20 protein-coding genes and 2 pseudogenes are annotated in these 25,724 nt (G+C 61.4%); 15 read left to right on the forward strand and 7 right to left on the reverse strand.

Features of this window, described 5'->3' with window-relative positions:
• Nucleotides 1-4: 4 nt before the first annotated feature.
• Nucleotides 5-157, forward strand: a pseudogene (locus EN818_RS18350) (aspartate aminotransferase family protein); the annotation flags it as partial.
• A gap of 194 nt (nt 158-351) precedes the next feature.
• On the opposite strand, the gene EN818_RS18355 reads toward EN818_RS18350, so the two are convergent.
• The gene (locus EN818_RS18355; RefSeq protein ID WP_095806868.1) at nt 352-1,275 is read right to left on the reverse strand and encodes a LysR substrate-binding domain-containing protein; all 924 of its coding nucleotides are present in this window, start codon (nt 1,273-1,275) and stop codon (nt 352-354) included.
• Between the two features lie 236 nt (nt 1,276-1,511).
• On the opposite strand from EN818_RS18355, the gene EN818_RS18360 reads away from it, so the two are divergent.
• Together EN818_RS18360 and EN818_RS18365 are read left to right on the forward strand one after the other, a co-directional pair.
• Complete coding sequence (locus EN818_RS18360; protein ID WP_095806867.1) at nt 1,512-2,873, forward strand: tetratricopeptide repeat protein; 1,362 nt, start codon at nt 1,512-1,514, stop codon at nt 2,871-2,873.
• A gap of 61 nt (nt 2,874-2,934) precedes the next feature.
• Complete coding sequence (locus tag EN818_RS18365; RefSeq protein ID WP_095806866.1) at nt 2,935-4,353, forward strand: amidase; 1,419 nt, start codon at nt 2,935-2,937, stop codon at nt 4,351-4,353.
• Nucleotides 4,354-4,676: 323 nt separating this feature from the next.
• Here EN818_RS18365 and EN818_RS18370 read toward each other — a convergent pair whose 3' ends face one another.
• From EN818_RS18370 to EN818_RS18390, 5 genes and pseudogenes are all read right to left on the reverse strand, one after another.
• Nucleotides 4,677-5,240 carry a nucleoside-diphosphate kinase gene (locus EN818_RS18370; protein WP_095806865.1) on the reverse strand — a complete coding sequence of 188 codons (564 nt, stop codon included), beginning with the start codon at nt 5,238-5,240 and terminating at the stop codon, nt 4,677-4,679.
• 170 nt (nt 5,241-5,410) lie between these two features.
• A complete protein-coding gene (gene rnk / locus EN818_RS18375) occupies nt 5,411-5,872 on the reverse strand; it encodes a nucleoside diphosphate kinase regulator (protein ID WP_095806864.1) in 462 nt (153 codons plus the stop codon).
• A 612-nt stretch (nt 5,873-6,484) separates the two neighbouring features.
• The gene (locus tag EN818_RS18380) at nt 6,485-6,784 is read right to left on the reverse strand and encodes a hypothetical protein (RefSeq protein WP_095806863.1); all 300 of its coding nucleotides are present in this window, start codon (nt 6,782-6,784) and stop codon (nt 6,485-6,487) included.
• A 169-nt stretch (nt 6,785-6,953) separates the two neighbouring features.
• Nucleotides 6,954-8,256: pseudogene (locus EN818_RS18385) on the reverse strand (extracellular solute-binding protein).
• A 25-nt stretch (nt 8,257-8,281) separates the two neighbouring features.
• Nucleotides 8,282-11,665, reverse strand: a complete 3,384-nt coding sequence (locus tag EN818_RS18390; RefSeq protein ID WP_095806862.1) for an adenylate/guanylate cyclase domain-containing protein — start codon at nt 11,663-11,665, stop codon at nt 8,282-8,284.
• Between the two features lie 1,001 nt (nt 11,666-12,666).
• On the opposite strand from EN818_RS18390, the gene EN818_RS18395 reads away from it, so the two are divergent.
• From EN818_RS18395 to EN818_RS18420, 6 genes are read left to right on the forward strand one after another with little or no spacing between them, the layout of a single operon-like run.
• Complete coding sequence (locus EN818_RS18395) at nt 12,667-13,443, forward strand: amino acid ABC transporter ATP-binding protein (RefSeq protein ID WP_095807029.1); 777 nt, start codon at nt 12,667-12,669, stop codon at nt 13,441-13,443.
• A gap of 43 nt (nt 13,444-13,486) precedes the next feature.
• On the forward strand, nt 13,487-14,305 hold the full coding sequence (locus EN818_RS18400; RefSeq protein ID WP_095806861.1) for a transporter substrate-binding domain-containing protein: 819 nt from the start codon (nt 13,487-13,489) through the stop codon (nt 14,303-14,305).
• 54 nt (nt 14,306-14,359) lie between these two features.
• The gene (locus EN818_RS18405; RefSeq protein WP_095806860.1) at nt 14,360-15,073 is read left to right on the forward strand and encodes an ABC transporter permease subunit; all 714 of its coding nucleotides are present in this window, start codon (nt 14,360-14,362) and stop codon (nt 15,071-15,073) included.
• A gap of 1 nt (nt 15,074) precedes the next feature.
• Nucleotides 15,075-15,794: an ABC transporter permease subunit gene (locus EN818_RS18410; RefSeq protein WP_095806859.1), complete on the forward strand. Its 720-nt coding sequence runs from the start codon at nt 15,075-15,077 to the stop codon at nt 15,792-15,794.
• Nucleotides 15,782-16,135: a cupin domain-containing protein gene (locus EN818_RS18415; RefSeq protein WP_095806858.1), complete on the forward strand. Its 354-nt coding sequence runs from the start codon at nt 15,782-15,784 to the stop codon at nt 16,133-16,135. Before EN818_RS18410 ends, EN818_RS18415 begins: the two co-directional genes overlap by 13 nt.
• Before the next feature lie 47 nt (nt 16,136-16,182).
• Entirely contained in the window at nt 16,183-17,514 is a 1,332-nt protein-coding gene (locus tag EN818_RS18420; RefSeq protein WP_095806857.1) for an FAD-binding oxidoreductase, read from the forward strand.
• Nucleotides 17,515-17,740: 226 nt separating this feature from the next.
• On the opposite strand, the gene EN818_RS18425 is transcribed toward EN818_RS18420, so the two are convergent.
• On the reverse strand, nt 17,741-18,415 hold the full coding sequence (locus EN818_RS18425; RefSeq protein WP_095806856.1) for an FCD domain-containing protein: 675 nt from the start codon (nt 18,413-18,415) through the stop codon (nt 17,741-17,743).
• 161 nt (nt 18,416-18,576) lie between these two features.
• Between EN818_RS18425 and EN818_RS18430 the strand changes: the two genes are divergently transcribed.
• From EN818_RS18430 to EN818_RS18455, 6 genes are all read left to right on the forward strand, one after another.
• On the forward strand, nt 18,577-20,046 hold the full coding sequence (locus EN818_RS18430; protein WP_165350113.1) for an NAD-dependent succinate-semialdehyde dehydrogenase: 1,470 nt from the start codon (nt 18,577-18,579) through the stop codon (nt 20,044-20,046).
• A 389-nt stretch (nt 20,047-20,435) separates the two neighbouring features.
• The gene (locus EN818_RS18435) at nt 20,436-21,707 is read left to right on the forward strand and encodes an ABC transporter substrate-binding protein (protein ID WP_095806854.1); all 1,272 of its coding nucleotides are present in this window, start codon (nt 20,436-20,438) and stop codon (nt 21,705-21,707) included.
• A gap of 158 nt (nt 21,708-21,865) precedes the next feature.
• Entirely contained in the window at nt 21,866-22,738 is an 873-nt protein-coding gene (locus EN818_RS18440; protein ID WP_095806853.1) for a branched-chain amino acid ABC transporter permease, read from the forward strand.
• Between the two features lies 1 nt (nt 22,739).
• The gene (locus EN818_RS18445) at nt 22,740-23,732 is read left to right on the forward strand and encodes a branched-chain amino acid ABC transporter permease (protein WP_095806852.1); all 993 of its coding nucleotides are present in this window, start codon (nt 22,740-22,742) and stop codon (nt 23,730-23,732) included.
• Nucleotides 23,729-24,466, forward strand: coding sequence for an ABC transporter ATP-binding protein (locus EN818_RS18450; RefSeq protein WP_095806851.1), 738 nt, complete (start codon nt 23,729-23,731; stop codon nt 24,464-24,466). Before EN818_RS18445 ends, EN818_RS18450 begins: the two co-directional genes overlap by 4 nt.
• Nucleotides 24,463-25,176 carry an ABC transporter ATP-binding protein gene (locus EN818_RS18455; protein WP_040973253.1) on the forward strand — a complete coding sequence of 238 codons (714 nt, stop codon included), beginning with the start codon at nt 24,463-24,465 and terminating at the stop codon, nt 25,174-25,176. The genes EN818_RS18450 and EN818_RS18455 overlap by 4 nt, the downstream gene beginning before the upstream one ends.
• Nucleotides 25,177-25,724: the final 548 nt, after the last annotated feature.

Raw genomic sequence — 25,724 nt, forward strand, 5'->3', positions numbered from 1 at the left:
GGCAATGAGACCTAACGATCTCGATCAGTTCTGGATGCCGTTTACGGCAAATCGCGACTTCAAGGCGGATCCCAGGCTGATCGCCTCGGCGAAGGGGATGTACTACACGTCGTCGGACGGCAGGAAGATCCTCGATGGCACGGCCGGGCTGTGGTGCGCCCGAGGCTATGAGGCGATGAAGCGCGCCTGGGCAGAGGGCTGATGATCCGCGTCACCGGGGACACGATCGCGCTGTCACCGCCATTGATGCTGAGCGAGGCCGAAATCGACCAAATGTCCGATACGCTGCGCAGAGTGCTGGCGGAAACGGCCTGAAGCCGCTGGACGCGGAACGCCTCGACCGTCTTCGCCTCAGGTCACGAAGAGCCTGTTACACCGCTCAGGCGTAAAGAAACGCCGGCATTCCCGCACGAACTCCTTAAGCGCCGGCGAGGGGTAATCGTTCGGCCGCAAGCCGACCCCGATGGAGGGCATCGGCAGCGCTTCCGCAAACGGCACGCAAGCGACCTGCTTTCCTGTGTAGGCATGGTCGATCTGAGGTCGCAGGTTCAGGATCGAAAAGCCCAGGCCTGCGGATACGAAGCTTCGCACCGTCTCATAGCTTCCCGTCCGATAGATGATGTTCGGGGACATCTCGGCTATCTTGAACAAAAGGTCGAAATAGGTGCGCGACTCCGGCAGATCGAGAAGGATCATGGGTTCCGACCCGAGGTCCCGCAGCGAGATCCGATCTTGAGAGGCCAGCGGATGATCGCTGGCAAAAATGGCATGTGGCCTGGCCTGGCCCAGCTTCTCGAAGAGGACACCGCTGGGCAAGCCGAGGTCATAGCTGAGGATCACGTCCACAGTCCCGGCATCAAGCAGTGAATTCACGAAGGGCAGATCTCCCTCGAGAACCTGGATCCTCAGATCCGGGTAGCGCACTGTCATCCCCTGAAGGATCGAAGGCAGGGTAAGCGGCGCTATGGGAGCAAAGCATCCGATATGCAATTCGCCACGAACCTGTGCCGAAATGCCGAGAAGCTCGGCATCGAGTGTCTCGGCCTGCTGCAAAAGGTACTCGATCCGCTCAAGCAAGGTCTTGCCGGTGGGAGTCAGCACGAGCCCCTTGCTGGGCTGGCGAACAAACAATCGAATCGAAAAGGACGATTCGAAACTGTCGATCGCCGCCCAGATCGAACTCTGGGAAATGCTCAGCTGTTTTGCGGCGGTTGCAATAGAGCGATGTCTGGCAGCTGCCCGCACGTAACTGAGCTGCCGGAGGCTGAATTTCATCCCCGCCCTTCATCGTAGAAACCGGTGAATGCAATCTCAAAAAAACATTATTCATATCGAGCCTGTGAAGGCAAGCTGCCTCTGGTGGTAAGACGCAGGTAGGGTGCACTGTCGGATCCGAGCAGTGCCGGATCGGGACTTCGACGCCTTGCCGGGAGGATTGTCCTGTTCGATCGCGACCGGCCTATGTCGGCTGATCGCCTCAGCGGGCACACGAAAGCAAACTGGAGGACAACATGCGCCAGGATTGGCTCGGAAACACCGTCACGACCAGCTCGGATGCGACGGTTGCCGGCATCAACGACTTTGTCGAAGGCTTCCTGGCCTATGAGAACAAGGCCGCCAGCATCCTCAAGGCGGTCGAGGAAGAGCCCGACAGCTGCCTCGCAAACGCCTATGCGGCGATGTTCTACATGTTTCTTGAAAGCAAGGACGCTCCCGGCCTTGCCCGCCCCTTCATCGAGAAGGCGCAAGCCGCGGCAGCCGGCGCCAGCCGGCGCGAGCAGATGACGACCGCCATCGTCCGCGCCTGGGTCGACGGCGATGTCGCAAAAACCATCAAGCTATCGCATCAGGCGTTGGAGGAGTTTCCCCGCGACCTCGCCATCGTCAAGCAGGCGCAGTACCATCATTTCAATCTCGGCAATTGCGCGGGAATGCTGGCGGTGGCCGAGCAGGTGATCGACCACAATGCCGACATCCCCTACATGCACGGCCTCGCCGCCTTCGGCTATGAGCAGTGCCATCTGCTGAAGGACGCGGAAGCCTCGGCCTGGAAAGCCGTCGAGATGAAGCGCAAGGAGCCTTGGGCTCACCATGCGCTGGCGCATGTGATGATCACGCAGGGGCGCATAAACGAGGGCGTCGAGTTCCTGACCGATGTCAGCAAGACCTGGGTCGACCTCAACTCCTTCATGCTGACCCACAATTGGTGGCACCTGTCGCTCAACTACATCAATCTCGGCCGCTACCAGGACGCGCTCAGGCTCTATGACGAGCGTATCTGGGGCGTGTGGAAGGAATATTCCCAGGATCAGATCGGCGCGGTCTCGCTGCTGATGCGGCTGGAGCTGGTGGGCGCCGACGTCGGCAATCGCTGGCAGGAGCTCGGTACCTATCTCAAGCCGCGTGTCGACGACTTCGTGCAGCCGTTCCTGACCATGCAGTATGTCTACGGGCTGGCCCGGGCCGGGTTGCCCGAGGCCGACCAGCTGATGCAGAACCTGCGTGCCTTCTCGGCCAAGACCCCGGCGCTCACCCGCGAGGCGTGGGGCGATGTCTGCATCGTCGCCTGCGAGGGCCTGCTTGCCCATGCCCGTGGTGACTTCGAGACTGCCTTCCGCAAGATGACCCTGGCCATCCCGCGCATCCTCGAGATCGGCGGCAGCCACGCGCAAAGGGCGCTGTTCCACCAGATACTGCTCGACAGCACGATCAAGACCGGTCGCTACTCCCAAGCCCAGCAGATGCTGGAAGCCGAGCGCGCATACGACCCCAACTCGGTGCCGGCCAACACAGCCCTGGTCAACGTCTACCAGAACCTCGGCCTCAACCGCGAAGCCGCAAAAGCCCAGGCCCGGATCTCTACGATAAATTAGAACTTTCGTCACGGACGCCCGTCAGTCCGAGCCAAAAGTCCGCATTCAAATAGCAGAGCCAATGACCAGTATAGCTGTTCAACAGACCGGCACGCAGCCGGATGCCCAAGCATTGACCGCCGGTTTTGAGAGTGGCGCGGTAAGTCCGGTTGACGCGTGTGCGGCTGCTCTCGATCGCATTGAGCGCATCAATCCATCAATCAATGCGTTCTCCCAGGTGCTGCCAGGGCCGGCCCTTTCCGCGGCCGAGGCATCCGCGAAGCGCTGGAAGGCAGGCAAGCCGCTCTCCTGCATTGACGGCGTCCCTTGCACCGTCAAGGATTTGCTATTGTCCAAGGATTGGGCCGCCAGTTTTGGCAGCCACGTCTTTGACAGCCGGGCACCTGCAGATTTCGACGCTCCGGCCGTGGCCCGGCTGAAAGAGGCCGGCGCGGTTATCCTCGGCCTGACCACTTCGCCGGAAATGGGCTGGAAGGCGGTGACGGATTCCCCCCGCTTCGGTGTCACCCGCAATCCGTGGGACACGACCAAGACCGCCGGTGGCAGCAGCGGCGGTGCCGCCGCGGCCGCGGCCGCCGATCTCGGCAGCCTGCACGTCGGTACCGATGGCGGCGGATCGATCAGGATTCCGGCCGCCTTCTGCGGGATCGTTGGCCTGAAGCCGAGCTTTGGGCGTGTGCCTGCCTATCCGGCAAGCCCCTTCGGTACCGTCGCTCATACTGGCCCAATGACCCGCACGGTGCGTGACGCCGCGCTTATGTTGAGCATCCTATCCAAGTCCGACAGTCGCGATTGGCACGCCCTGAAGCCGGATGGGCTGAATTACCACGATAATCTCACCGCAGACCTCGCAGGCAAACGCATTGCTTTCAGCGCCAATCTTGGCCACCTCGATGTCGACCCCGAAATTGTCGCCATCTTTCGCGAGACGATCGATGTGTTCCGCGAATTGGGCGCGATTCTCGAAGAAGTCGATCCGCCTCTCGGACCGTGCCAAGCCATTTTCAACACGTTGTGGTTTGCAGGTGCAGCCTACCGCATGCGTTCAGTGCCCGACGAAGAGCGCGACAGGATCGATCCCGGTCTTCGCGAGGTTGCCGTCGAAGGGGCTCGCATCTCCCTGCACGAGTTCCAGAAGGCTACCCTGGATCGATCGGAGATGGGAGCCAGAATGCGTGCCTTCCATCAGCGCTACAGCCTGTTGTTGACGCCGGCAACCACGGTGGTCGCTTTCGATGCTGGGCAAGAAGTTCCCAATCCGGCCGAAGGCGCACGTTGGACAGACTGGGCAGGCTTCAGCTATCCGTTTAACCTTACACAGCAGCCTGCCTGCTCAGTGCCTTGCGGGTGGTCATCATCGGGACTGCCGATCGGCTTGCAAATCGTCGGTCCGAATTTCGCCGATCTCGAGGTGCTGCAGGCCGCCTATTCGCTCGAGCAGGCTCGACCTGGAAGGCAAACGGAATTAAATGCCGCATAAGTGCAAAATTGTTGCTCTCACAGGCGATCCGGTGGACTTCATCGCGCCCGCGCATTCCCTTCAATGTCGTTCGGGCAGCGACTCGAAGGCTGCTCGCTTTCATGTACGCAGACAGCTGTGAGCGCGCACATCACCACGTCGGGGGAGTCTCCAACGTCAATAACCGACCAGAGCGCAGCTGACGCTGCAATTATTTGCGTCGACAACTTCCCAATCGAGGCAAGGCGCGCCGGAATTCATCTATTCCGGGGCATACAGGGCGTGAGGGCGAGGATCGACGGGACCTTTGTCTACTCGCCTTCACAGCCTCGATAGTCGAGTTCTCAGGCGGCCGACGGCCCGGGGTCGTCGAACCCGGTGTCGAAGGCCGCCGCAACCTTGTTCTGAGCTCCACCATCGGGCTCATCGGAACGATGGACAATGCGCAGACCCGGCCCGCCCAGTCGGTGCGAGCCGGGCGCGGTAACTCCCGCCAGCTTCAGCCTCTCGCGCCTTGCGGCTTCTGGCTGATAAACCACTTCATGCACCGTCAGCGTTTCAAGGCTGCCGTCCACTGTCGGAATAGACATCGACTGGCCCTCGGCCAGACCGAGCAACGCCAAGCCTCGCGGATTGGTGATAGGCAAAAGCATGCCAACCAGACCGCGCATCTGGTCATGTGCGACGATGCGGGTTTCGGCAGGGCCGTCGTTCACCCGATAGGCCACCCGGCTGCTGAGTGTCACGACGTTTGCCGGGATGTCATCGCGAAACATCACAATTGCGCTCGAAATCTTCCGCTGGAGAATGGCCGAGAAGGTTTCATCGCGGATTGGATGGCGCTCCCGGATCACCTCAAGAATGGTGTAGTCCTTGGTGGTCAGCTGGCAAGTGTCGATATTGGGCATGGTGCGTCTCCAGTCTCCAGCCGGGCCTCTCCAAGGGTATCCGGCAACAAGCAATTGATCGGCGGGTGGAAGGCTACCCCTGCGCCGGACCAGAACAGGCCGGCTCAGGGGTCAGACTCCCGCGATCAGACTGCCTGCGTGATTGAGGAGACGGACCGAGACGCCCATGTTTAGAGGCTCGCCGCGATCGCAGACGAAGGTGCGAGGCGGTCGGGGCTATCGTCTTCCGGGGTGGGATGGTTCACACCAAGCACCAACAGTTCGTGCCGGCGTCCGTCTCGGGCGGTCCACATGATCGACTGTCCAGCCGAGAGGCCGATCAGGGCCGTGCCGATAGGCGTCAGGATTGAAACCTTCCCCTCAGAAATGTTCGCTTCGCCCGGATAAACGAGCGTGACCGTTTTCCGATCGCCTGTGTCGGGCTTGAACGTCACAGTCGAGCCCATCCGGACAGTGCCGGCAGAGACCCAGCCATCGGCGACGACGCGCGCACGCTCGAGTTCGGCAAGCAGTTCATCGGACGCAACTGGGTTTCGTGCGGCCACAGTGGTCGCCAGCGCCGACAGACGTGCGTAATCCGACTGCGAGATGCGGATGTTCGGCTTACGCCGAGTTTTTGTATTGTGCAGCATTTGAATTCTCATAATTTCTGGTGGGTCAGCCGCTATCGAGGTAGCGGAAACGGGCCAATTCGAAGAAATTTTTTGCTCGAAGCGGCGATGCCCGGGGACGTGCAGCCCTGCGGATCATCCCATATCGATGGAAATCTAGCCCCTCGGCTCGGGGCACATGCCAGCCGAGCCGGGGGTTAAGATCCCGCGATGGGGCAAACCCGGAAAAGAAAATCGCAAAGAATTTTAGCAGCGGCGTTCATAAGAGCATAGTTGGGGAAGCAATTCCGGAAGTCAAGGCAGCCGCCTCAGCGGTGTCACTCTTGAGCTATTCGCGGCGACCGCCGAGCAGCGTCTTTATCACCAGTTCTCTTCCAGTCCTGTTTATGCCGGTCCCGTGCGGTCTCTTTTGCGCCAGCCCGAAGACAAGCCGTTCGGCCAATTCTTTCGATAGAGCCGGGAGGGTCCGCGATTCATGAGCTTAGGCGCTGTCTGCTCCTCCTCGGTGAGATCACCCCCACAGAACCTTCATGACGATCTCCTTGCTTGCACCCGGTCAGCAAACGCGGGATTCTGAAATTGCCCATTGACGGGGCTGAGATCTGAATTCGTCGATCCCTGGCAAACCTGAGCCTATGGAACGGCGTCGGTTCCGACGATGCCACCCTCATTCTCCAGAATGCCGATTCGCCGGACCTCGGAGCGATTGAGCTTCAGGCGAACGCCAATACCGCCGCCGTTTTCGGCAATGAAAACAGCGCCGGCCTTTTCGAGCGCGGTTTGCAGTGCGTCGCAGATGTCCCGGTCGGGGAGGGTGATCCGACGCTCGAATTCTTCGATGACCAACTCATCCACGCCTGAATTGCTGGCGAGCTTTTCGCGGGTCCATTCGACCAGCGCGCGAGCGGCGCGGCATTGGGCACCAGTGATCATCGTAAGATTCCTTTTCAGATGCCGTCGTGAGCGAAATCACCCCTCTAGTGAAAATGAGTACGCTTCCGGCGCGATCGCTCGACCTGTCAAAATGGGTATCGCGTCCGAAAAGGGAAGGGCCGATCCCGCTCGCTGGTGTCCCCATGCGAAGCTGCCGTTCCGCTTGCCGCTATTTGCATCCGTTTTCGGCGATGGTCGTCTTCCAGTCGGCCGCGATCCCGTCGAAGCGTCTCCTTTGCCGATCCGCCATCCTTGAGCACATAAGGTGCCAGACGTGCGTTCATCTGCTCGATGAGCTTGGCGTAATAGGGTTCTGCCCAGAAGTCCTTCACCACGAATAGGCTCTGGTAGAACGCTTCATTGTACGGTGTAGCGTTGCGGAACGTCTCCGACTGCAGAATGCGGGCGTCGGCGGTATAGCCTCCAAGGTCCGCCCATTTTCGTTGGGTGTCATCGCGAACGAGCCATGCGAGGAACTTCCTGGCTTCCGCTTGCTTGCGCGAATAAGACACGATCGAGATACCTTGGCCACCCAGAGCCGTGAATCGATCTCCGTCCGGTCCAGCCGGGCTGGCGAAGAATCCCGTGACGGAGGCGTTCGGATTTGTCGCTGGGTTCACCAGTGCCGGAAAGAAGGCGAAGAAGTTCATACTCATTGCCGCCAGACCGCCGGTGATCGCCAGGTCTTCCTCTCGATTGGTGGTATTGCCCCAGTCCGGCGGCGTGAAGGAGTAGAGCTTCTTGTAAGCCTCAAGCGCCCTGATGGCCTGCGGCGAGTTAACGATGCCTTCGATCGCACAAGTGCTGTAGTTCCCGAGTTCGCCGCCATAGCTGAACAACTCGGACATGAAGCCCATGATCAGACCGTCGCCGTGCTGCTCTGTGTAGATCGCCACGCCATAGCGCGGCGGATTGGCGTGTGGTCGGTAGAAGAACTCGGCGATGTCGCGCAACTGCATCCAGGTTTTCGGCGGGGCGAGATTGTAGCCGTACCTCTCTTTGAAGGCCTTCATTTCGGCAGGATTCTCGAACCAGTCCTTGCGGTAGGCCCAGCCGACCGCGTCGGCCTCGAGCGGAATGGCCCAGTAGCGTCCGCTGCCCTTTGGATATTCTGAATAGTAAGTCATCGACGCCGGCGTCATGACCTTGGTCAGATCGGTCTCCTTGACGAGGTCGGTCAGCTCGACATAGTGACCCTCCGTGGCACCAGCTCCAAGCCATTGCGAATCGCCGACGACCATGTCGTAGGCGTCGGCGTGGGCATTGAACTCCATGAATGCCTTATCTTGGAAGTCGGGCCAGTTCACGGTCTCGACCGTGACCTTGACCCCTGTCTCCTTCTCATACTCGTTGGCGAGTTCCTGCAGATAGTTGGCCGGATCCCATTCCGCCCACAGGATCGTGAGTTCGGTCGCAACAGCCCGGCCACCAGGCGGCAGCAGTGCAATGACCGCCAACAGGCCGATCCACATTCGGTTGAGCATGCCCCAATCCTCCTTAGGGTTGCGCAGTCGCTCCTTGCGAAAGCCGTTGCAGCAGGAGTCCGGCCTCCAATAAGTCAGGCGTGTCGAGGCCTTCGTTGAAAGTCGTATAGACCGGTGCGAGTAACGATCGCGCCTCCTTGTCGCGGCCGCGATTGACCCAAAGTCCCGCGAGGCGAAAAGCGGCTCTCAACTCGGCCAACACCGCGCCCTGCTCGCGGGCGGCGGCCAGAGACTGCCGCAAAAGGTCTTCGGCGGCGTCGCCAGGCGGGTCCACCCGTGACAGCAACTCTGCTTTCGCATTCAACAGCTCGGGCAGCTGATATGTAGAGCCTGATTTAGCGAGCGTGTCGAACGCCTGCTCCAGAACGGCCAGTCCCTCGCTTGTCTCGCCGCGCTCGCCGCAAGCCCGCGCTAGCGCACACAGATAAGCGGCCATCCCCATGTCGGCGCCGGTCGCGGCCATCGCTGCGATCCCACCGCGCATCTCGCCAATCCCATCATCCAACTCTCCCAGGCCGGCAAGCGCCCAGCCGAAGAAAGCGCGAGCCTGTCCTAGCAGAAGCGGGAGGGCAAACTCGGTGCACACAGCAATGGCTTTTTCAGTCCAGAATCGCGCCTCGCCGGGCTCTCGCCGGAGGAGGTGGACAACGCCAAGCGCCATCTGTGCCTGCGCCAAACTAAGGGGGTGCGAGTCACGCTGGGCCAGAGCGACGGCTTCCCTTGCCTGCTGGATCGCCCCATCAGGCTTACCGCATATGCATAGCATCTGCGCATGAAAGGACCTGCAGCAAACGCCGGGATCGTGCCCCGTATAACCCCACGCAAGGTGCCGATGCCGCTCGTAGTCGTAGGTTCTGAGACCATATCTGACAAAGGATTCAGCCGGTCCGTACTTGCCCAGATAAAAATTGACGCCCCAGAGCTGATGATGTCCCTCCAGCAAGTACTCCGAATCGGCGGATGCCTCGGCGAGCTCCATCCCAAGCGTCCTGCACTGGTGAGCGAGCGCTTCGGCGGCGCGCAGGTCGCCCGAGATCGTTCGGCAGGCGCTCTCGCCGCGTACCGCGGCAAATAGCTGGATCTTGTCGCCGAGCCGCGCGGCAAGCTCCCGCGCGGTCGAAAATGCCTGCAGAGGCTCCGGGGCGGCCCAACCTTTGGCCGGAACGAGAGCCGAACCCATCGCAGTCCACAGCGCAACTTCCTGCCTGAGGCGGGTTTCGGAAGCGGGCAGCGACACTATAAGCTCAAGCCCTTTGGAGAAGTGGGCGGCGGCCTCGCGGTTGGCAGATCTTGCCATCGCGCGTTGCCCCGCCCGCAGCCACCATGGCACGGCCTCAGCCGCCAATCCGGCCAGCGTGTAATGCTGCGCCACGGTCTCGGGTTCGGCCTCGGCGATTTCGGCGAACTCGCCTTCGAGCGCTGCTGCGATCCGGCCATGGATTTGCTGGCGCCGGCTCTTCAACAGGCTCTGGTAGGCAGTGTCGCGCACCAGCGCATGCTTGAACGTGTAAGTCGTCTCCGGCGCGGTGCCGCTGCGAAACACCAGCTCGGCCCGTTCGAGCTGGTGGAGTGCATCGTCGAGCCGCGCATGGTCCGTTCCGCTCACCGCAGCGAGCAGCCGGCGGCCGAAGATGCGCCCGATGCAGGCGCCGATCTGAGCCGTCTCCTTGACCGGCGACAGCCGGTCGAGGCGCGCCATCAGCGAGTCTTGCAGGGTCGATGGAATTGCCAGGTCGGGCAGCGGCTCGATCGCGAGATACTGCCCCTCGGCCTCTCGCAGCAGCCCGGAGTCGAGGACCGTCCGGGTTAGCTCCTCGACGAACAGCGGTACACCTTCCGTATTGGCCAGGATCCGATCGGCAATCTCGCGAGGCAGCTTTTTGTTGCCTGCAACGCGCTCTATGATCGCTATGCCGTGTTCGCGTTCGAGTCGTTCGAGCTGCACCATCTCTATCGATGATAGAGTCTTCCAGCGCGGCTCGAATTCCGGTCGTGCCGTCACCACCAACAAGGCGCGCAGGCCAGCGAGCCGCTCAACCAGCATCGCGAGCCACTCCGCCGTCGTCGGATCTATCCAGTGCGCGTCTTCGACCAGCACAAGCACCGGCTTGTTCGCTGCCGACACCTCGACAAGCCGTATCAACGCCGCCAACGTGCGCGCCCTGAGCGTCGGCGCCGGCAATCTGGGCGGCTGGTAGCGTTCGCCTGCTTCGACCGACAACAGGACAGCCAGCAGCGGCAGCACCTCGCCCGCCTCCAACTGCAGCCTGGCGCACAGTGCCCTGAGTTTGTCGAACCTGCTATCGGCACTGTCGTCACTGACAAAACCCGCCGCTCGCTCGAGATGCATTATGAGAGGATGCAGCGCGCTGTTCGTGTGATGGGCCGAGCAGAAGAAGCGCAGCTCGGCGTGCGGTTTGGTACCCACCCGCTCCGCCAGGGCCGCAATCAGGCGCGACTTGCCAATGCCCGCTTCGCCGCTGAGCAGTACGACCCGAGCCTCCGCCGTTGCCGAGCGGTGCCAGCTTTCGAGCAGGAGTGCCAGCTCACGGTCCCGCCCGACCAGAGGTGCAAGCACGGAGTGCCGTGCTTCGAACCGGCTTTCAGTGGCTGTTTCACCGACAACGCGCTGGCATCGCATCGGAGTGGCAAAGCCCTTCAAAAGACGCTCACCGAGGTCAGCTGTCGCGAACAGCCCGGCGATCAGCCTTTGCGTTGTGTCGGCGATGATGACTGCGCCAGGTTCTGCGAGTGCCTGCAGCCGGGCAGCAAGGTTGGGCGTGTCTCCAACAACGGCTTCCTCTTGTGCAGCACCTTCGCCGACCAGGTCGCCGACGACGACCAGTCCCGTGGCGATGCCAACTCGCGCCGCTAGTGACTTGCCGCCGGGTGCGTTCAGCCGACCGGTGGCCGAAACAGCGGCAAGGCCGGCTCGTACGGCGCGCTCGGCGTCATCCTCGTGCGCCTGTGGCCAGCCGAAATAGGCGAGCACGCCGTCGCCCATCAGCTTGGCGACGCGCCCGTCGTAGCGAGCGATCTCGCGCGCAACCGCCTGCTGATACGCGAGAATGATTTCGCGCATGTCTTCCGGGTCGAGCGCCTGCGTAAGCTGGGTCGAGCCGACGAGGTCGACGAACATCACAGTGAGTTGCCGCCGCTCTGCGCGAGATTCCGAGGCGGCAGGCGAAGGCTGAGCCGCGGTGGGCCGGATCTGATCCTCGGCAAGGGCTGCAATGGCGCTGAGTAACTTGCGCCGATGGCCAATCGACGTGATCCCGAGCGCCGTCAGATCGTCGGCGGTCAGGCTTGGGAGCACCTCTTCATCGATGTCGTGGGCACCGAAGGCCTCGGCATACTCGCCGAGACCGAGGCTCACCAGCCATGCCCGAACATCCACGTGCCTACCTCCCAGGCGGCGGAGGCTTTGCCCGAGCAATATATCGCAAACGCTAAGTTGGGTCGCGCCTCTTATGCGAGGAGCAGTGCCAGCTTAGGGCCGTGCGCGATCCTATCGCACGCACCGACCGCATGACGTCCGCGCGGGGCGGATCCTGAGACTTGAATTCGATGAACTCGGTCCCGAATGGGACGAGTACATCAAATGGAGGTGGTCTTACCTGCACTACAAAGCGAACAATCCGCAAACGGCTCCAATCACGACATCCGCGCGCATGAAATGATAGCGCGTTCCCGGCGTTATAGCCTGCAGTGCGGCAACCGTGATCCAGCGCTCCTCCTGCCTCAGCCTTGGGGCTGATGCGGGCGGGGCGGAGGCAGCGGTGGTGCTCATTGCTTCCGACAAACGATTGTCGTGTGTGCCTTTCCGATCTCTTTGATTCGTAGGGCGTCCTCCGTAGGGCCGCAAGCGCACGTTCGCTTCGATGATCAATCGCGCTTCGAAGACCTCGGCGGGAGCGCCTGCGGTCGCGCAGTACTCGGCGGCGAAGTGCACGCCCCGGATGACGAAGAAGGCGCTCGTCTTGCTCCGTCTCGGCGATCATGCCGCGGGGCGGGGCGAGGCAAACCGAACTCGACCGCGAGATCGCGCTCAGAACGCAGTCGATCGCCTGGCTCAAAACAACCGTCACACGGCCGCTTCCGCTGAAGTGCAGCAGATTTCTTGCGCAACCAATTTGATCTATCTTGACACCGGTTGCGATACCAATGTCATATTGGTTCGAGCAATCCAAAGATTGGTTGCGCCTAATTGCTGGAGGCAGGGAGCTGATGAGTGTGACTGACAGCAAGGGATATCGATCCGGCGCCGCCGCCGAGGGCAGCGGTAGCGATGGTCACAGTCGCCAAGCCGCAATTAACGAACTCGCGCAAATGTCGGACAACTGGGCCGCGCCCGCTGTCGAGAAGATGCAAGCTGAATGGGACTCCAGGCGCCATGACATGCGCCCGGTTCTCAAGGTTGATGAACTCAGCAAGGCCTTCGGCGCAGTCAGGGTCCTCAACGACGTCACTTTCCAGATGCCCGAAGGGGAGGTCATTTCCCTTATCGGCGCGTCTGGCTCGGGAAAGAGTACGTTATTGCGCTGCATAAACTTTCTGGAGACGCCGACCTGGGGGAAGATCGAGGTGATGGGCGATGCGATCTCCATCTCCTCCAATCGACAGGGCAAGAGCGAAATCACCAACCGCGCGAAGATCCGACTCTTTCGCCAGCGGACTGGCATGGTGTTCCAGAGCTTCAATCTCTGGCCGCACCGCACTGTGATCGGCAACGTGACGGAGGCGCTCGTCTACGTGCTCGGGAAAGGAAGGCGGGAGGCCGAGGATCTGGCGCTTTCGGCGCTTTCCAAGGTCGGGATGGCCGAGTTCCGCGATCGCTATCCCAGTCAGCTTTCGGGCGGTCAACAGCAGCGCGTGGCGATCGCGCGGGTGCTGGCGATGCGACCAAAGATCATGCTTTTTGACGAGCCCACATCCGCGCTCGATCCTGAACTCGTAGGCGAGGTGCTGAAGGTGATCCGCACGCTTGCCGAGGAGGGTGCGACCATCCTTCTCGTCACCCATGAAATGCGGTTTGCACGCGACGTGTCGAACCGAATGATATTCCTGCGCAAAGGTATCCTTGAGCAGGACGATGCGCCGGAAGAGTTGTTTCGCAACCCCGCCTCGGAGGCGGTGAAACGTTTTCTCTCCAGCGTCATGCCAGCCGCCGCCTGAACGCGGTTTTCTTCACTAGAACAAAGAAAAAGGGGTAACACTCATGCTTTCAGTGCAAGCGTTTCGCTCGATTTTCCTGTCGGGGTTGATGCTCGCCGCCGCAGCCGGTGCCGCGCGCGCCGAGGAAGGCGTCCTACGCGTCGGTACGGAAGGCGACGCGCCGTTGTTCAGCATGGCGGACGCCAACGGAAACGTCACCGGCTTCGACGCCGATGTCGCCAACGGCATCTGCGCCGAACTCAAGATGAAGTGCAAATTCGTGGTGCAGGCTTTCAGCTCGCTGGTTCCCTCCATGGATAGCGACCGCTTCGACGTGATCATTTCCGGCCTTGGAATCACTGCCGAGCGCCAGAAGAAGATCGACTACTCCATCCCGTACGCCACCACGCCGCTCTACTTCGTGGTCCCCAAAGACTCGCCCCTTGCCGGGCTCAAGAATCTCGAGGAGATCGAAAAGGCTCTCGCCGGAAAGAGTGTCGGCGTCGTGACAGGCACGACCTATGCCAAATTCATCGGCAAGCGGGCGACCAGCGCCGATCTCAAGACTTACGATGCCACCACGCAGCAGACCGCGGACCTTGCGGCTGGCCGCCTGGATGCTGCTTTCGGCGACTCCCCGACCTGGATGGATTTCCTCGCTACGCCTGACGGCGCCAACTTCACGAAGATCGACGTGAAGATTACGGCGATGAACGATCCTGAAACCCTCGGCCACGGCATGGGCGTCGGCATGCGCAAGGGCAATGCCGAACTCAAGGCCAAGGTAGATGCTGCGCTCTGCAACATGATCAATGGAGGTAAGATCAAGGAGTCTTCCCTCAAGTGGTTCAAGGACGACTACACCATTGCCTGCAAGAAGTGATCCTCTCGCAACAACCGGCCGTCGCAGTCCGCGACGGCCTGACGGGTGTCGTCCATGTTTGAAACTTTCTGGTCGCTGATTGTGGAGCAGGGCTGGGGGCTCGCTTTGCTGCGCGGCGCCTTCGTCACGATCTGCATCGGTCTGGTCGGCATGGTGATCGGGTTGATCGCAGCCGTCCCGTTTGCCATCGCCCGCTGGCAGCGAGTCCCGGTGCTGTCCCAGGTGATCGACGTTTACAGCATCGTCGTGCGGGGCGTGCCGGGCCTTCTCGTGATCTATCTCCTGTTCTTCGGCTCCGTCGACTGGGTGCAGAAGGTCGCCGTCGCCTTCGGCTACCGGGACATGGCTGAAAGTGCCTATCCTTCCATCATCGGCATCCTCGCCATCGCGACGATTTCCTGCGCCTATTCAGTCGAGGTGATGCGCGGTGCTTTGGAAGCCGTTCCCAAAGGCCTTCTTGAAGCCGCGAAGTCTCTGGCGCTACCGCCACAGGTCGCCTTTTTCAGGATCACGCTGCCACTCGCGTTGAGACTTGCTCTCGGCGGGGTCAACAATGTCTGGCAGATGACGATCAAGGATACTTCGCTCGTTTCCATCGTCGGCATGCAGGAACTGATGCGCATGGCGGCCATAGCGGCCGGCATCACGCGCTCGCCACTTCTCTTCTACTGCATCGCCGCTTCTCTGTTCTTCGCCATGACAGCGGTCAGCCAGACCCTGTTCGGCCTGGCTGAGCGCCATATCAACCGCGGCTTCAGCGGAGGTTAGAATGGATTTCACCATTGTTGCCTATGCGATCCCGTTCCTTCTCACCGGCGCAAAGACCACGCTTCTGATCTCGGTGTTCGGCGTGGGCTTGGGACTGCCCTTCGGCATCCTGCTGGCGCTCGCCCGCACTTCGCGCAATCGCTTGGTTTGCAAGGCGGCCGACGCCTATTGCGCTGTCTTTCGCGGCACGCCCATGCTGGTGCAGATATTCGTGATCTACTACGGATTAGGGCAGGTCGGGTTCCTTCGCGCCAACCCGCTGATTTGGTGGCTTATCGGCGACGGCTTGCACGCAGCCATTCTCGCGGTCCTGTTGAACACCGGCGCCTACACAGCCGAAATCTTTCGCACCGCCTTCCTGTCGCTGCCGCGCGGGCTAATCGAGGCGGCGGAAGCGTGCGGCATGTCGCCCTGGATTGTCTTGCGCCGGATCACGTTCCCGTTGGCCTTGCGACAAGCGCTGCCATCCTACAGCGGCGAGGTTGCCATCATCGTCAAGGAATCCAGCCTCGCCTCAACCATCGCTGTGCTGGAAATCACGGGTTGGGCCAAACGCCTGATGAGCGAAACCTTCGCCATTATGGACATCTTCATCATCACTTCCGTCTTCTATCTCACCCTCAATGTCGTCGGACTGACCGCCTTGAAGCTTCTGGAACGGCAACTTTGGTTCGAACGGCGTTTGACCCGCAGAAAGGCCACATCCCCATGTCCAAGTTGACGTTCATCGACCAGGATGCTCTTCCGTGCCCCCGCAAGGGGCAACCTCTGCCTGACCGCCTTGTGGAGGGCGATCCACGTTTTCTGAGCTGGGATATCGCCCAGACCGCCGACGGCGGCGTGAAGGCAGGAGTCTGGGAGGTCACGCCCGGCGCCTATCGTTCGATTAAGGGCGAGACTTTCGAGTTCTGCTACATCCTTTCAGGTGTCTCCGAACTCATTGAGGATGGCTGCGAGCCGCGCCGCATCGCGGCTGGCGATGCCTTCGTCATGCATCCGGGGTTCACCGGTGTATGGCGCGCCATCGAAACTACGCGCAAACTCTGGGTCTCACGTGATTGACCGGTTTTGCTTGCCCGCGCTTGTCCGACCAAAAGCTGGTTTTTCCAATGACCGCAGATTCGGCTGACCCCTTCAAATCCACGCCCTATTGGTGGGACGATTGCACCTTCGCTCCTCTCACAGTCCACCCCGTCGTCCCCAAATGCGACGTGGCGATCGTTGGGGGAGGCTATGCAGGACTTTCGGCGGCCATCGAGCTTGCTCGTGCCGGTCGCAGTATCCAGCTTTTTGATCGCCAGGCGCTGGGGCAGGCGGCTTCCAGCCGTAACGGCGGCATGGCGAGCGGGAGCATTCGACCCGGGCGCAAGGAGTTGATCAGACGATTCGGCGAGGCCCGCGCCACTGAGATCCTGATGGAGGGAAAGGCCGCGCGGGAAGACCTATGGGCGTTTGTGAGGGAGGAGAAGGTGGACTGTGACTTCCATCTCTCCGGCCTCTTCGTCGGCGCGATCAATGCGGACGAATATGACGAACTCAGTCGCTCCGCCGATCTACTGCGGCGTTTGCTTGGCATCGAGGCTTATCCCGTCGCCCGGTTGGACGTGCCGAGCTACATCGGGACGGATTTCTACACGGGTGGATTCGTGCGGATGGATACCGGTGGCCTGCATCCGGCCAAGCTGCTTGCTGGTATTCTGCGGGTGGCAACCGCATCCGGGGCGGTGATCCATGAGAACACAGCCGTTACCGGAACAATCGCCGAGGCCGGCGGGGTCCGCGTGAGAACATCGCGCGGCGACGTCTTCGCCAGGAAGGTGCTGATCTGCACGGATGCCTATACTGACGGCTTCGATCCTTGGCTGCGCCGCCGTATTGTGCCGGTGCGTAGCCGCATCATCGCTACCGAGCCATTGGCAGAAGGAGCGATGGACCGGTTGATGCCGAGGCGCATGATGTGTGGCGACATGCGCCAGCTCAGCTATTACTATCGCCCTTCGGCGGACGGATCGCGCATCCTCTTCGGCGGCCGGGACGGCACCACGGCGGGTGACGCGCTGGCGCCGACCACCCATTTGCGCAGCGAACTTGGCCGGATTTTCCCCGAGCTGGAGGGCGTTGGCCTGACGCATAGTTGGTTTGGCCAGGTCGCCATGCATCGCGACATGTTGCCCCGGATTTTCACCTCGGGCGATACGGTTTACGCCACCGGGTTCTGCGGCTCCGGAGTGGTCTGGGCCCGCTGGCTGGGCAAGAAGGCTGCCTTCAAGATCCTCGGTGAAGCCGAAAAGGCGCAGTCCGCCTTCGATTTCGACCCCGCGCCGAAGGCCGTACCATTCTACCGCGGCAAGCCGTGGTTCATCCCGCTTGTCTATTCCCTGTATGAATGGCGGGATAAGCGTGCCATGCGCCGCCGGCAGCGCGAAGAAAAGCGGCCATGACCTTGCTCTTCCTTGCGGTCAGGCCCGGGTGCACATCGCCGCAACCTTTCGCATTGCATCTGCCTGGCACTCATTGTCCAGGACTGACGGGCGGTCAATCCGCGCGCCGTGGATCCGTTAAAGTGTGTAAGGTGCCCCGCCTTGAATAGGGCGACAAGCGAGCAGAGTTCGAAGGGCCGCCATCCCGCTCATACGGCAGTCTGACAGTATTGTTGGCGATACCTTCCTAGGCCATTGTCTCTGATCCGAGGATGTTGGCTCTCGCGGTCAAGATATGGTTATGCATTCTTTGTTCGGCCTGCCCGCCATCCCGGTCAATGATCGCCTGCAGGATCGCGCGATGATGAGCCGTATACTCCTGCATACGCTCTTTCGTCAGAGACTGCTCTTTCATGCGCCCCCACAGCCGCCCCGCCCGAAGCGAGTGAATACCTTCGTAGAGCGAGGCCAGCAATCCGTTGCGGGCCGCCGCCACTACCAATTGATGGAACGCGGCGTCCCAGCGCTCGAACTCCGCCAGCGTCGCGGCGGTGCTGCCATGCTGGATGACTTTCTGCATCTCTTCGGTTTCGTAGGGCGTCGCCCGCAACGCGGCGAGCGCGGCCACCTTCGGCTCGATGATTAATCGTGCTTCGAAGACCTCAGCGGGATAAGTCCACAGTTCCTTCCGGGAGGCATTCTGTGCGCGGTACGGAGCACTTGCGGTCGCGCCGCGCTCGGCGACGAAAGTGCCACGCCCTACATGCCGAAGAAGGCGCCCCTCTTGCTCCATCTCGGCCAGCATGCGCCGCAGGGCCGTGCGCGGCAAACCGAGTTTGACCGCTAGATCGCGCTCAGGGGGCAGCCGGTCGCCTGGCTGCAATCCTTCCGCCTCAATGAAATCTCTCAGAACGACCGTCATAGGCCCACTCCTGGACGAATCGGCAATTTTCTCCGCAACCAATTTGATTTATCTTGACACCGGTTTCAATACCAATTTCATATTGGTCCCGGCAATCACAGATTGGTTGCACGGGTTTTCTAAACCGCGAGAGGTCGAGTGTGACTCAGCCAGCAAGGGACATCGAGCCTTTTAGGGCGGATGCTGGGGCTATCATTGCAGGCGCTCCTGTGGAGCTGCTGGTGGGCGGCAAATGGACAAGTGCAACCGGCGGCAATCGGTTTTATGTCGCCGATCCATCCAATGGGCGCACGATTGCATCTGTCGCAGACGGCGCAGTCACCGACGGCATCCGGGCAATCGATGCTGCGGAGGCCTCTGCGACGATGTGGAGGCAAACACCCTCACGCCAGCGATCGGACATCCTGATGCGCTGCCATCAGCTCATGCTCGATCGTGCCGAAAGGCTGGCGCAACTGATATCGCTGGAGAACGGCAAGGCACTCCCGGACGCTCGCGGCGAGGTGACCTATGCCGCAGAGTTCTTCCGTTGGTATGCTGAGGAAGGGGTGCGCACTTTCGGCGACATAGGCTATGCGCCGGGCGGCGCTAATCGAATCCTGGTTCAATACCAGCCGATTGGCATTGCCGTGCTCGTCACGCCCTGGAATTTTCCTGCTGCCATGGCGACCCGCAAGATCGCCCCGGCGCTCGCGGCCGGTTGCACGTGCGTCCTGAAGCCGGCGGCTGAGACGCCGCTGACCGCGTTGACGATCGGCGCGATCCTCATGGAAGCCGGTCTGCCCGAAGGTGTCGTCAACATCGTGACGACCACGGCCGCAGGGCCTGTGGTGAGCGCGATGCTGCACGACAGTCGGGTGCGTAAACTGTCATTCACGGGTTCGACCGCCGTTGGCCGCATCCTGCTGCGCGAGGCCGCCAACCGGGTCATCAGTTGCTCGATGGAACTCGGTGGCAACGCTCCTTTCATCGTGTTCGATGATGCGAATCTCGAGGATGCCGTCGCCGGCGCCATGGTCGCCAAAATGCGCAACGGCGGAGAAGCCTGCACCGCGGCAAACCGCTTCTATGTGCAGCGCGGCATCTACGATGCTTTTGTCCGCCGGCTTACCGAGGAAATGTCGTCACTTTCAGTGGGGCCGGGTCTTCACGCGACGACCCAACTCGGGCCGCTTATTACAGCGACCGCGGTGGAGAAGGTCGATCGCTTGCTGAAGGATGCCGTTGCCCGCGGGGCGCGTATCGAAACGGGCGGTAAACCGCGGTCTGGCGTGGGCTTCTTCTATCCTCCTACAGTGCTTGCTGACGTATCTCACGATTCCGATATTGCGAGGGAGGAGATCTTTGGACCGGTCGCAGCGGTATCGCCCTTCGATACGGAAGACGAGGCTGTACGGCTAGCGAACGAAACCGAGTATGGCCTCGTATCCTACGTCTTCAGTGGTGATCTCAGGCGCGCCCTGAGTGTCGCCGAACGTATCGAAAGTGGGATGGTCGGCATCAATCGCGGCGTAGTCTCAGACCCGGCAGCGCCGTTTGGAGGGATGAAGCAGAGCGGGCTCGGCCGGGAGGGAGGGCATCATGGCCTGCTTGAATATCTCCAACCAAAATACATCGCGACCAACTGGTAACGACATGACCAGACCCGGCAACCGGGATCGAAAGCGGCCGGCACTGCGCTCACGTATGGCAAGTTTGCGAGCAAAACGGCCCCAAAATTCCGCCGCCTGACAGAAAAACTGCAAGTAGGAGAAAATTGTCCAGGCGACGGCTCAGACATGGGAACTGCCAAGTCGGGAGCTATATATGGATTTGGCGAACCGGCGATCGAGGTAGCTCTTGCACGATCGGCCAGTCGGGCTGGAGTAAGTCGTGTTGATCTAAACCGGCTTCTACACTGAGCGAACGGGCGCTGCCCAAGACGAAGTAAAAGTGCCACCGATTTTCCAATTGGAGCATCGATGGGAAAGGTTATCGAAAGCGGCATCACCGCCATAAAAAGCAAGGGAGGATTTGCAAAATGGCTCCAATCGATCGTTCTTTCTCGCGCCGTCGGTTCCTTGGCGGCAGCGCCATGGCCGTCACGGCCGGTGCTCTCGGCATGCCGTTCGTGCGAACGGCGCGCGCCCAAGCGGCGACCTTCAAGGCGGGCGTGATCACCTCGCTCTCGGGCGAGAACATCCTCGGCGGCAACCTGACCAAACAGGGCTATGACCTTTGGGCGGATGCGATCAACGCCAAGGGCGGCGTGGAGGTAGCTGGTGACCGCTTCAAGGTCGAGATGTTCTACGGCGACGACCAGAGCAGCCCGGCGACGGGTGCAGACGCCGCCGAGCGGCTGATCGTGCAAAACGGGGTCGACGTGCTGTTCGGTCCCTATACCAGCGGCTCGACCATTGCCGTACAGCCGATCTGTCAGAAGTACCAGGTGCCGATGATCTCCGGTTCGGCCGAATCGCCCAACGTCTGGAAGGCGAAGCCTGAGTTCAATTTCGGCATTATCCCGGCGGTCGATACGACTTCGGGCCTGTCGCTGGGCGTGCTGGCGAAGCTTTCCAAACCGGCCGCGAAGACTGTTGCTGTGATCAGCGTCAACGAGCCGTTCTCGAAGGAGACGGGCGAAGGTTTTCGCGACGGCGCCAAGGCCGCCGGCCTCGAACTGGCCACCTACGAGCTGGTGCCGCCGGAAGGGGACCTCACGCCGATCATCTCCAAGATCGCGGCGCTCAACCCCGACATCGTCGCTGTCGGTGGCCATGAGGAGGTTCTGATCAATGTGGTCAAGACCTCGAAGTCGCTGAACTACCGGCCGAAGGCGCTGATCATGCACTACGGTATCACCAATCCGGCCTTCGCCCAGGCGCTCGGCGCCGATGCCGACGGCACGACGGGCGTGGTGGTCTGGCTGCCTACAGTGGCCTACAAGGACGACGTATTCGGCACGGCCAAGGACTTCGCCCAGATGGCGCAGAAGAAACTGGGAGGCGAGCCGGACTACACGGCCGCCGCCTGCGCGGCCAGCGGTCTGGTGCTGGGCGATGCGCTGAAGCGCTTGGGCAAGAAGCCGGCGCTGACGCCCGAGAACCGAGTGGCGTTGAAGGATGCCATCGCCGAAACCGACATCCAAACTTTCTACGGGCCGATCAAGTTCGAGAAGGACGGCCCGCATTACCACGACAACATCCAGCCCGTGCCGGTCCTGGTCCAGATCCAGGGCGGCAAGACTGTCGCGGTCGGGCCGAAGGAGGCCGCGGCAGCCGACTACATCTACCCACTGCCGGCCTGGAAATAGGCGTGCACGGGCAGATGCGGACGGTTTTGCCGCCCGCATCTGCCGATGGGTGCGGCACCGGTGCGCATAGCTGTAGAACGATGGACCGTTCCGCTTTGCCCATCCGGGCTTGCCGGAATATCCGCCTTCCCGTTGCTTGACGAAAAACGGATGTCGCCTTGGATCTTTTTCTCCAGACCTTGCTGAATGGCCTCCTGATCGGCGGTGTCATCGCCACCTTTACCATCGCCTTCCAGCTCGCCTTCGGGGTGTTGCACGTCATCGACTTCGCGGTCGGCGGCTGGGTCGTGCTGGGCGGCTATCTCGGCTACTACATCACCGCGTGGCTCGGGCTCGACGGCTTCCTCGCGATCCCGCTGGCGTTCGTTCTTTTCGGCGCCCTCGGTTATCTGATCGGCCCGGTGCTTTACAATGTTCGTAACAGCCGCACGGCGCGGCCGGAGTTGATGGCCCTGGCGCTCAGCTTCGGCTTGTTCACGCTACTGCGCGGCGGCATGCTGACCGCGTGGGGCTTCAACACCCGCAACGTCACAACCGCGCTGAGCGGCGAAAGTCTGGCGATCGGCCCGGTCACGGTTCCGTTGATCCGGGTTGTGGCAGCGGTGTTCGCCGCGGCGATCGCCGGCGGGCTCTTCCTGTTTCTTTATCGCACCCGCTACGGACTGGCGATCCGCGCAACTGCCGAGAACCGGCACAATGCCGCACTGATGGGTGTCAACATCGGACGACTGAGCGCCAATGTCTATGGCCTCTATGCCGGCATCACCGCCATGGCCGGGGTCTTGATGGGGGCGATCTACTCGGTCAATCCGGAGGTCGGCTTGCGCTACACGCTGTTTGCCTTCTTCGTAGCCGTTCTTGCCGGTCTGGGTTCTGTCGAGGGCGCGCTGGTGGCGGCCCTTTTGCTAGGCGTCATCGAAGCTTTCGTCTCGACCTATGTCGGCGCCAGCTATTCGCTGCTGGCGATCTTTACCACGCTGTTTCTAGTTCTTTTGATATCCCCGCGTGGGATCCTGCGGCGGGGGCTCTGACATGGCGCTGCTACCGACAAACGCGCAATGGCGAGGCCTCGTTCTCCTCGCCATCATCATCGTCGTGCTAGGCGCCCTGCCATGGACGGTGAACAATTACTGGCTGCGCATCGCCACAGGCGCGCTGATGTGGGCGGGGCTCGCTTGCTCATGGAATATGCTGGGCGGATATGCCGGCTACATCAATTTCGGCCAGTCGGCCTTTTTCGGTCTTGGCGCCTATGTAACCGCGTTCCTGATGGGCGATCCTTTCGGGTTGCCTTTCTCAGCTACCATTCCCGCCGGCATGGTGGTGACCGCATTGTGCGCGGTCATCATCGGCGCACCGACACTGAGGCTGCGTGGCGCCTACTTCGCCATCGCCACCTGGGCTTTTGCCGAGGTGCTGATCCAGTTCGCTTCGGCAATGGATTTCACCGGCGGCATCGGTGGTATCGGACTGCCTCCATATCTCAACGAACGCTTCTTCTATTTCGCTATGGTCGGGACCGCCGTGCTGACGTACTTCCTCACCTGGGCGCTGTTCGAGCGTTCGCGCTTCGGGCTGAAGGTGAAGGCGCTACGCGACCACGAGCCAGCGGCAGAGGCGATGGGCATCAACACGGCCCTGGTCAAGCTGCAGACTTTCGTGCTCAGCGCTGTCACGGCGTCCGTCTTCGGCGCCATCTTTGCTTACTGGGTTACCTTCATCAATCCGAAGTCCGTTTTCGGCGGCGACATCACCGACCAGATGGTAGTGATGGTGCTGCTGGGCGGCCTGGGCACGCTGTGGGGACCGGCCATCGGCGGCGTCGCATTGTTCGTCGTCAACCGGCTGATTTGGATGTATTGGGGCGACACCGCCTTCTACATCGCCATCCTCGGCACCGCCATCGTCTTGGTGGTGCTGTTTCTGCCCAACGGCATCGCCGGGCTGTTCGCAAGGCGCAAGAACGACGCGCTGGACAAAGTCCTGGACAAGCTGATCGGCAGCGGTGAGGGAGGTCACCCATGAGCGGCGGGATGCAGTCGGCAGCCGATCCGATCCTGAGCGTGCGCGGGCTCTTTAAGCATTTCGGCGGCATCAAGGCCGCCAACGGCGTCGAACTGGCGGTCGGGCGGCACGAGATTGCCGGGCTCATCGGCCCCAATGGCTGCGGAAAATCGACCCTGTTCAGCCTCGTTTCCGGCACGATCATGCCGGACAAGGGCGAGATCTGCTTCGACGGCCATGCCGTCGCCGGAATGAGCGCGCACAGAGTCGCCCGGCTCGGCCTGGCCCGTACCTTCCAGATCCCGGCCCTTTTCGACAATATGACGGTGACCGAGAACCTTCTTGCGGCGGCGGCGGAAGGTCACTGGCAGGGCGCACACGAGCGCGCGGCCGAGACACTTACCCTCCTCAAGCTCGAGCATGTCGCCGACAACCGCGCCTCGGACCTGTCCGGCGGTCAGCAGAAGCTGCTGGAATTTGGTCGCGCCGTCATGCGGCAAGCATCGCTGATCCTGCTCGACGAGGTAACGGCAGGCGTCCACCCCAACATCCGGAAGATCATCCTGGAAGCGATTGCCCGGCTGCGCAAACAGGGCGTGTCCTTCCTCGTCATCGAACATGACATGGAGATGGTTCGCAACGTCTGCGATCGAATCATCGTCATGGATTCGGGACGGGTGGTAACCAGCGGCGCCTTCGAGGACATCGTGCGCAATTCTGAAGTCATGCAGACCTACCTGGGACGCCCGCAATGAGCACGCTGGCCTCCGAGAACATCGTCACCGGCTACGGCAAACAGGAGATCGTTCATGGTATCTCGTTAACGGCCGAGCTCGGAAAAATCACTTGCATCTTCGGGCCGAACGGCTGCGGCAAATCCACCTTGCTGAAGGCCATCGCCGGAGCGCTGCCGGTGTGGAACGGCGCCGCCCGCCTTGGCGAGACCGTGCTGTCCAATCTGCCCGTGCACGAGGTGGTACGGCAGGGGCTGGTGCTGATGCCGCAGGGCGGTGGCGTGTTCCCGCGCCTGACGGTGATGGAGAACCTGCGCATGGGCGGTTACGCTATCGCCGACAAGCGGCTGGTGGAAAGGCGCATTGAGACATTGATCGACCAGTATCCGTCGCTGGCCAGGCGGCGCAAAACGGCGGCGGGCGCGTTGTCGGGCGGCGAGCAGGCGATGCTGTCGCTGGCCCGCGCACTGGTTTCGGAGCCACGCTTTATCCTGCTCGACGAGCCTTCCGCCGGCCTATCACCGGCCATGGTGATCGAGACGCTGGAGCGCATCACGACGCTGACGAAGCAAGGCATCGGCATATTGATGGTCGAGCAGAACATCCGTGAAGCCATGCCGATCGCAGATAAGCTCTACATCTTGGCCGCCGGCTCGAAACGCTTCGAGGGCAGCCCGCAAGACGTCCGCGACGACCGTCAGATCATGGACATTTACATGGGTGGAGTCTGAAGCCTCTAAGCTGACGCCTTCTTGCCAGTCGTCTACGAATGCTGCCGGCTTGCCCGAGCAACACGCACAAGGTCTGTCCGCCCTCGTATTGACCGGCCCCACGCCGCCTCTTGCCTCGTCCGTATTACAGTTCAGATTCTTCCTGTAGGCCGGGACGGGGCGAGGGCAAGGTTGAAGTCGTCGGCAGATGCGGATGGGTGTTGCAGGTCGAGGCAGTCGTATTCTGATCGGCTGGCAAGATCACGACCATTCGCGCGTGGCGCCTCGGGAAGAGCGGCCTTCCGGCTACCAAGAAGATGAGGGCGAGACCGCATATCACCAAGATTGCGGCGAACGTGTTTGCAATTATCTCGCCAAATTGCATTCGCGATCTCTCTCGCTATCGATCCTTGCCGTTCGGGTGAATCCCGGCTCCTTATGATACCCTTGAGCAAGGGACTCTATTCCGCAGTCCTTTGCCGATGAGGCCTGCCCGCCCTCCAAAAAAAGAATTTCGCTGTCGTCTGGAATAGTTTCCGACCGGCCTTGGTAAATGGTGCAAGGAGGGT

Source organism: Mesorhizobium sp. M3A.F.Ca.ET.175.01.1.1, assembly GCF_004791945.1.
Lineage (GTDB): Bacteria > Pseudomonadota > Alphaproteobacteria > Rhizobiales > Rhizobiaceae > Mesorhizobium.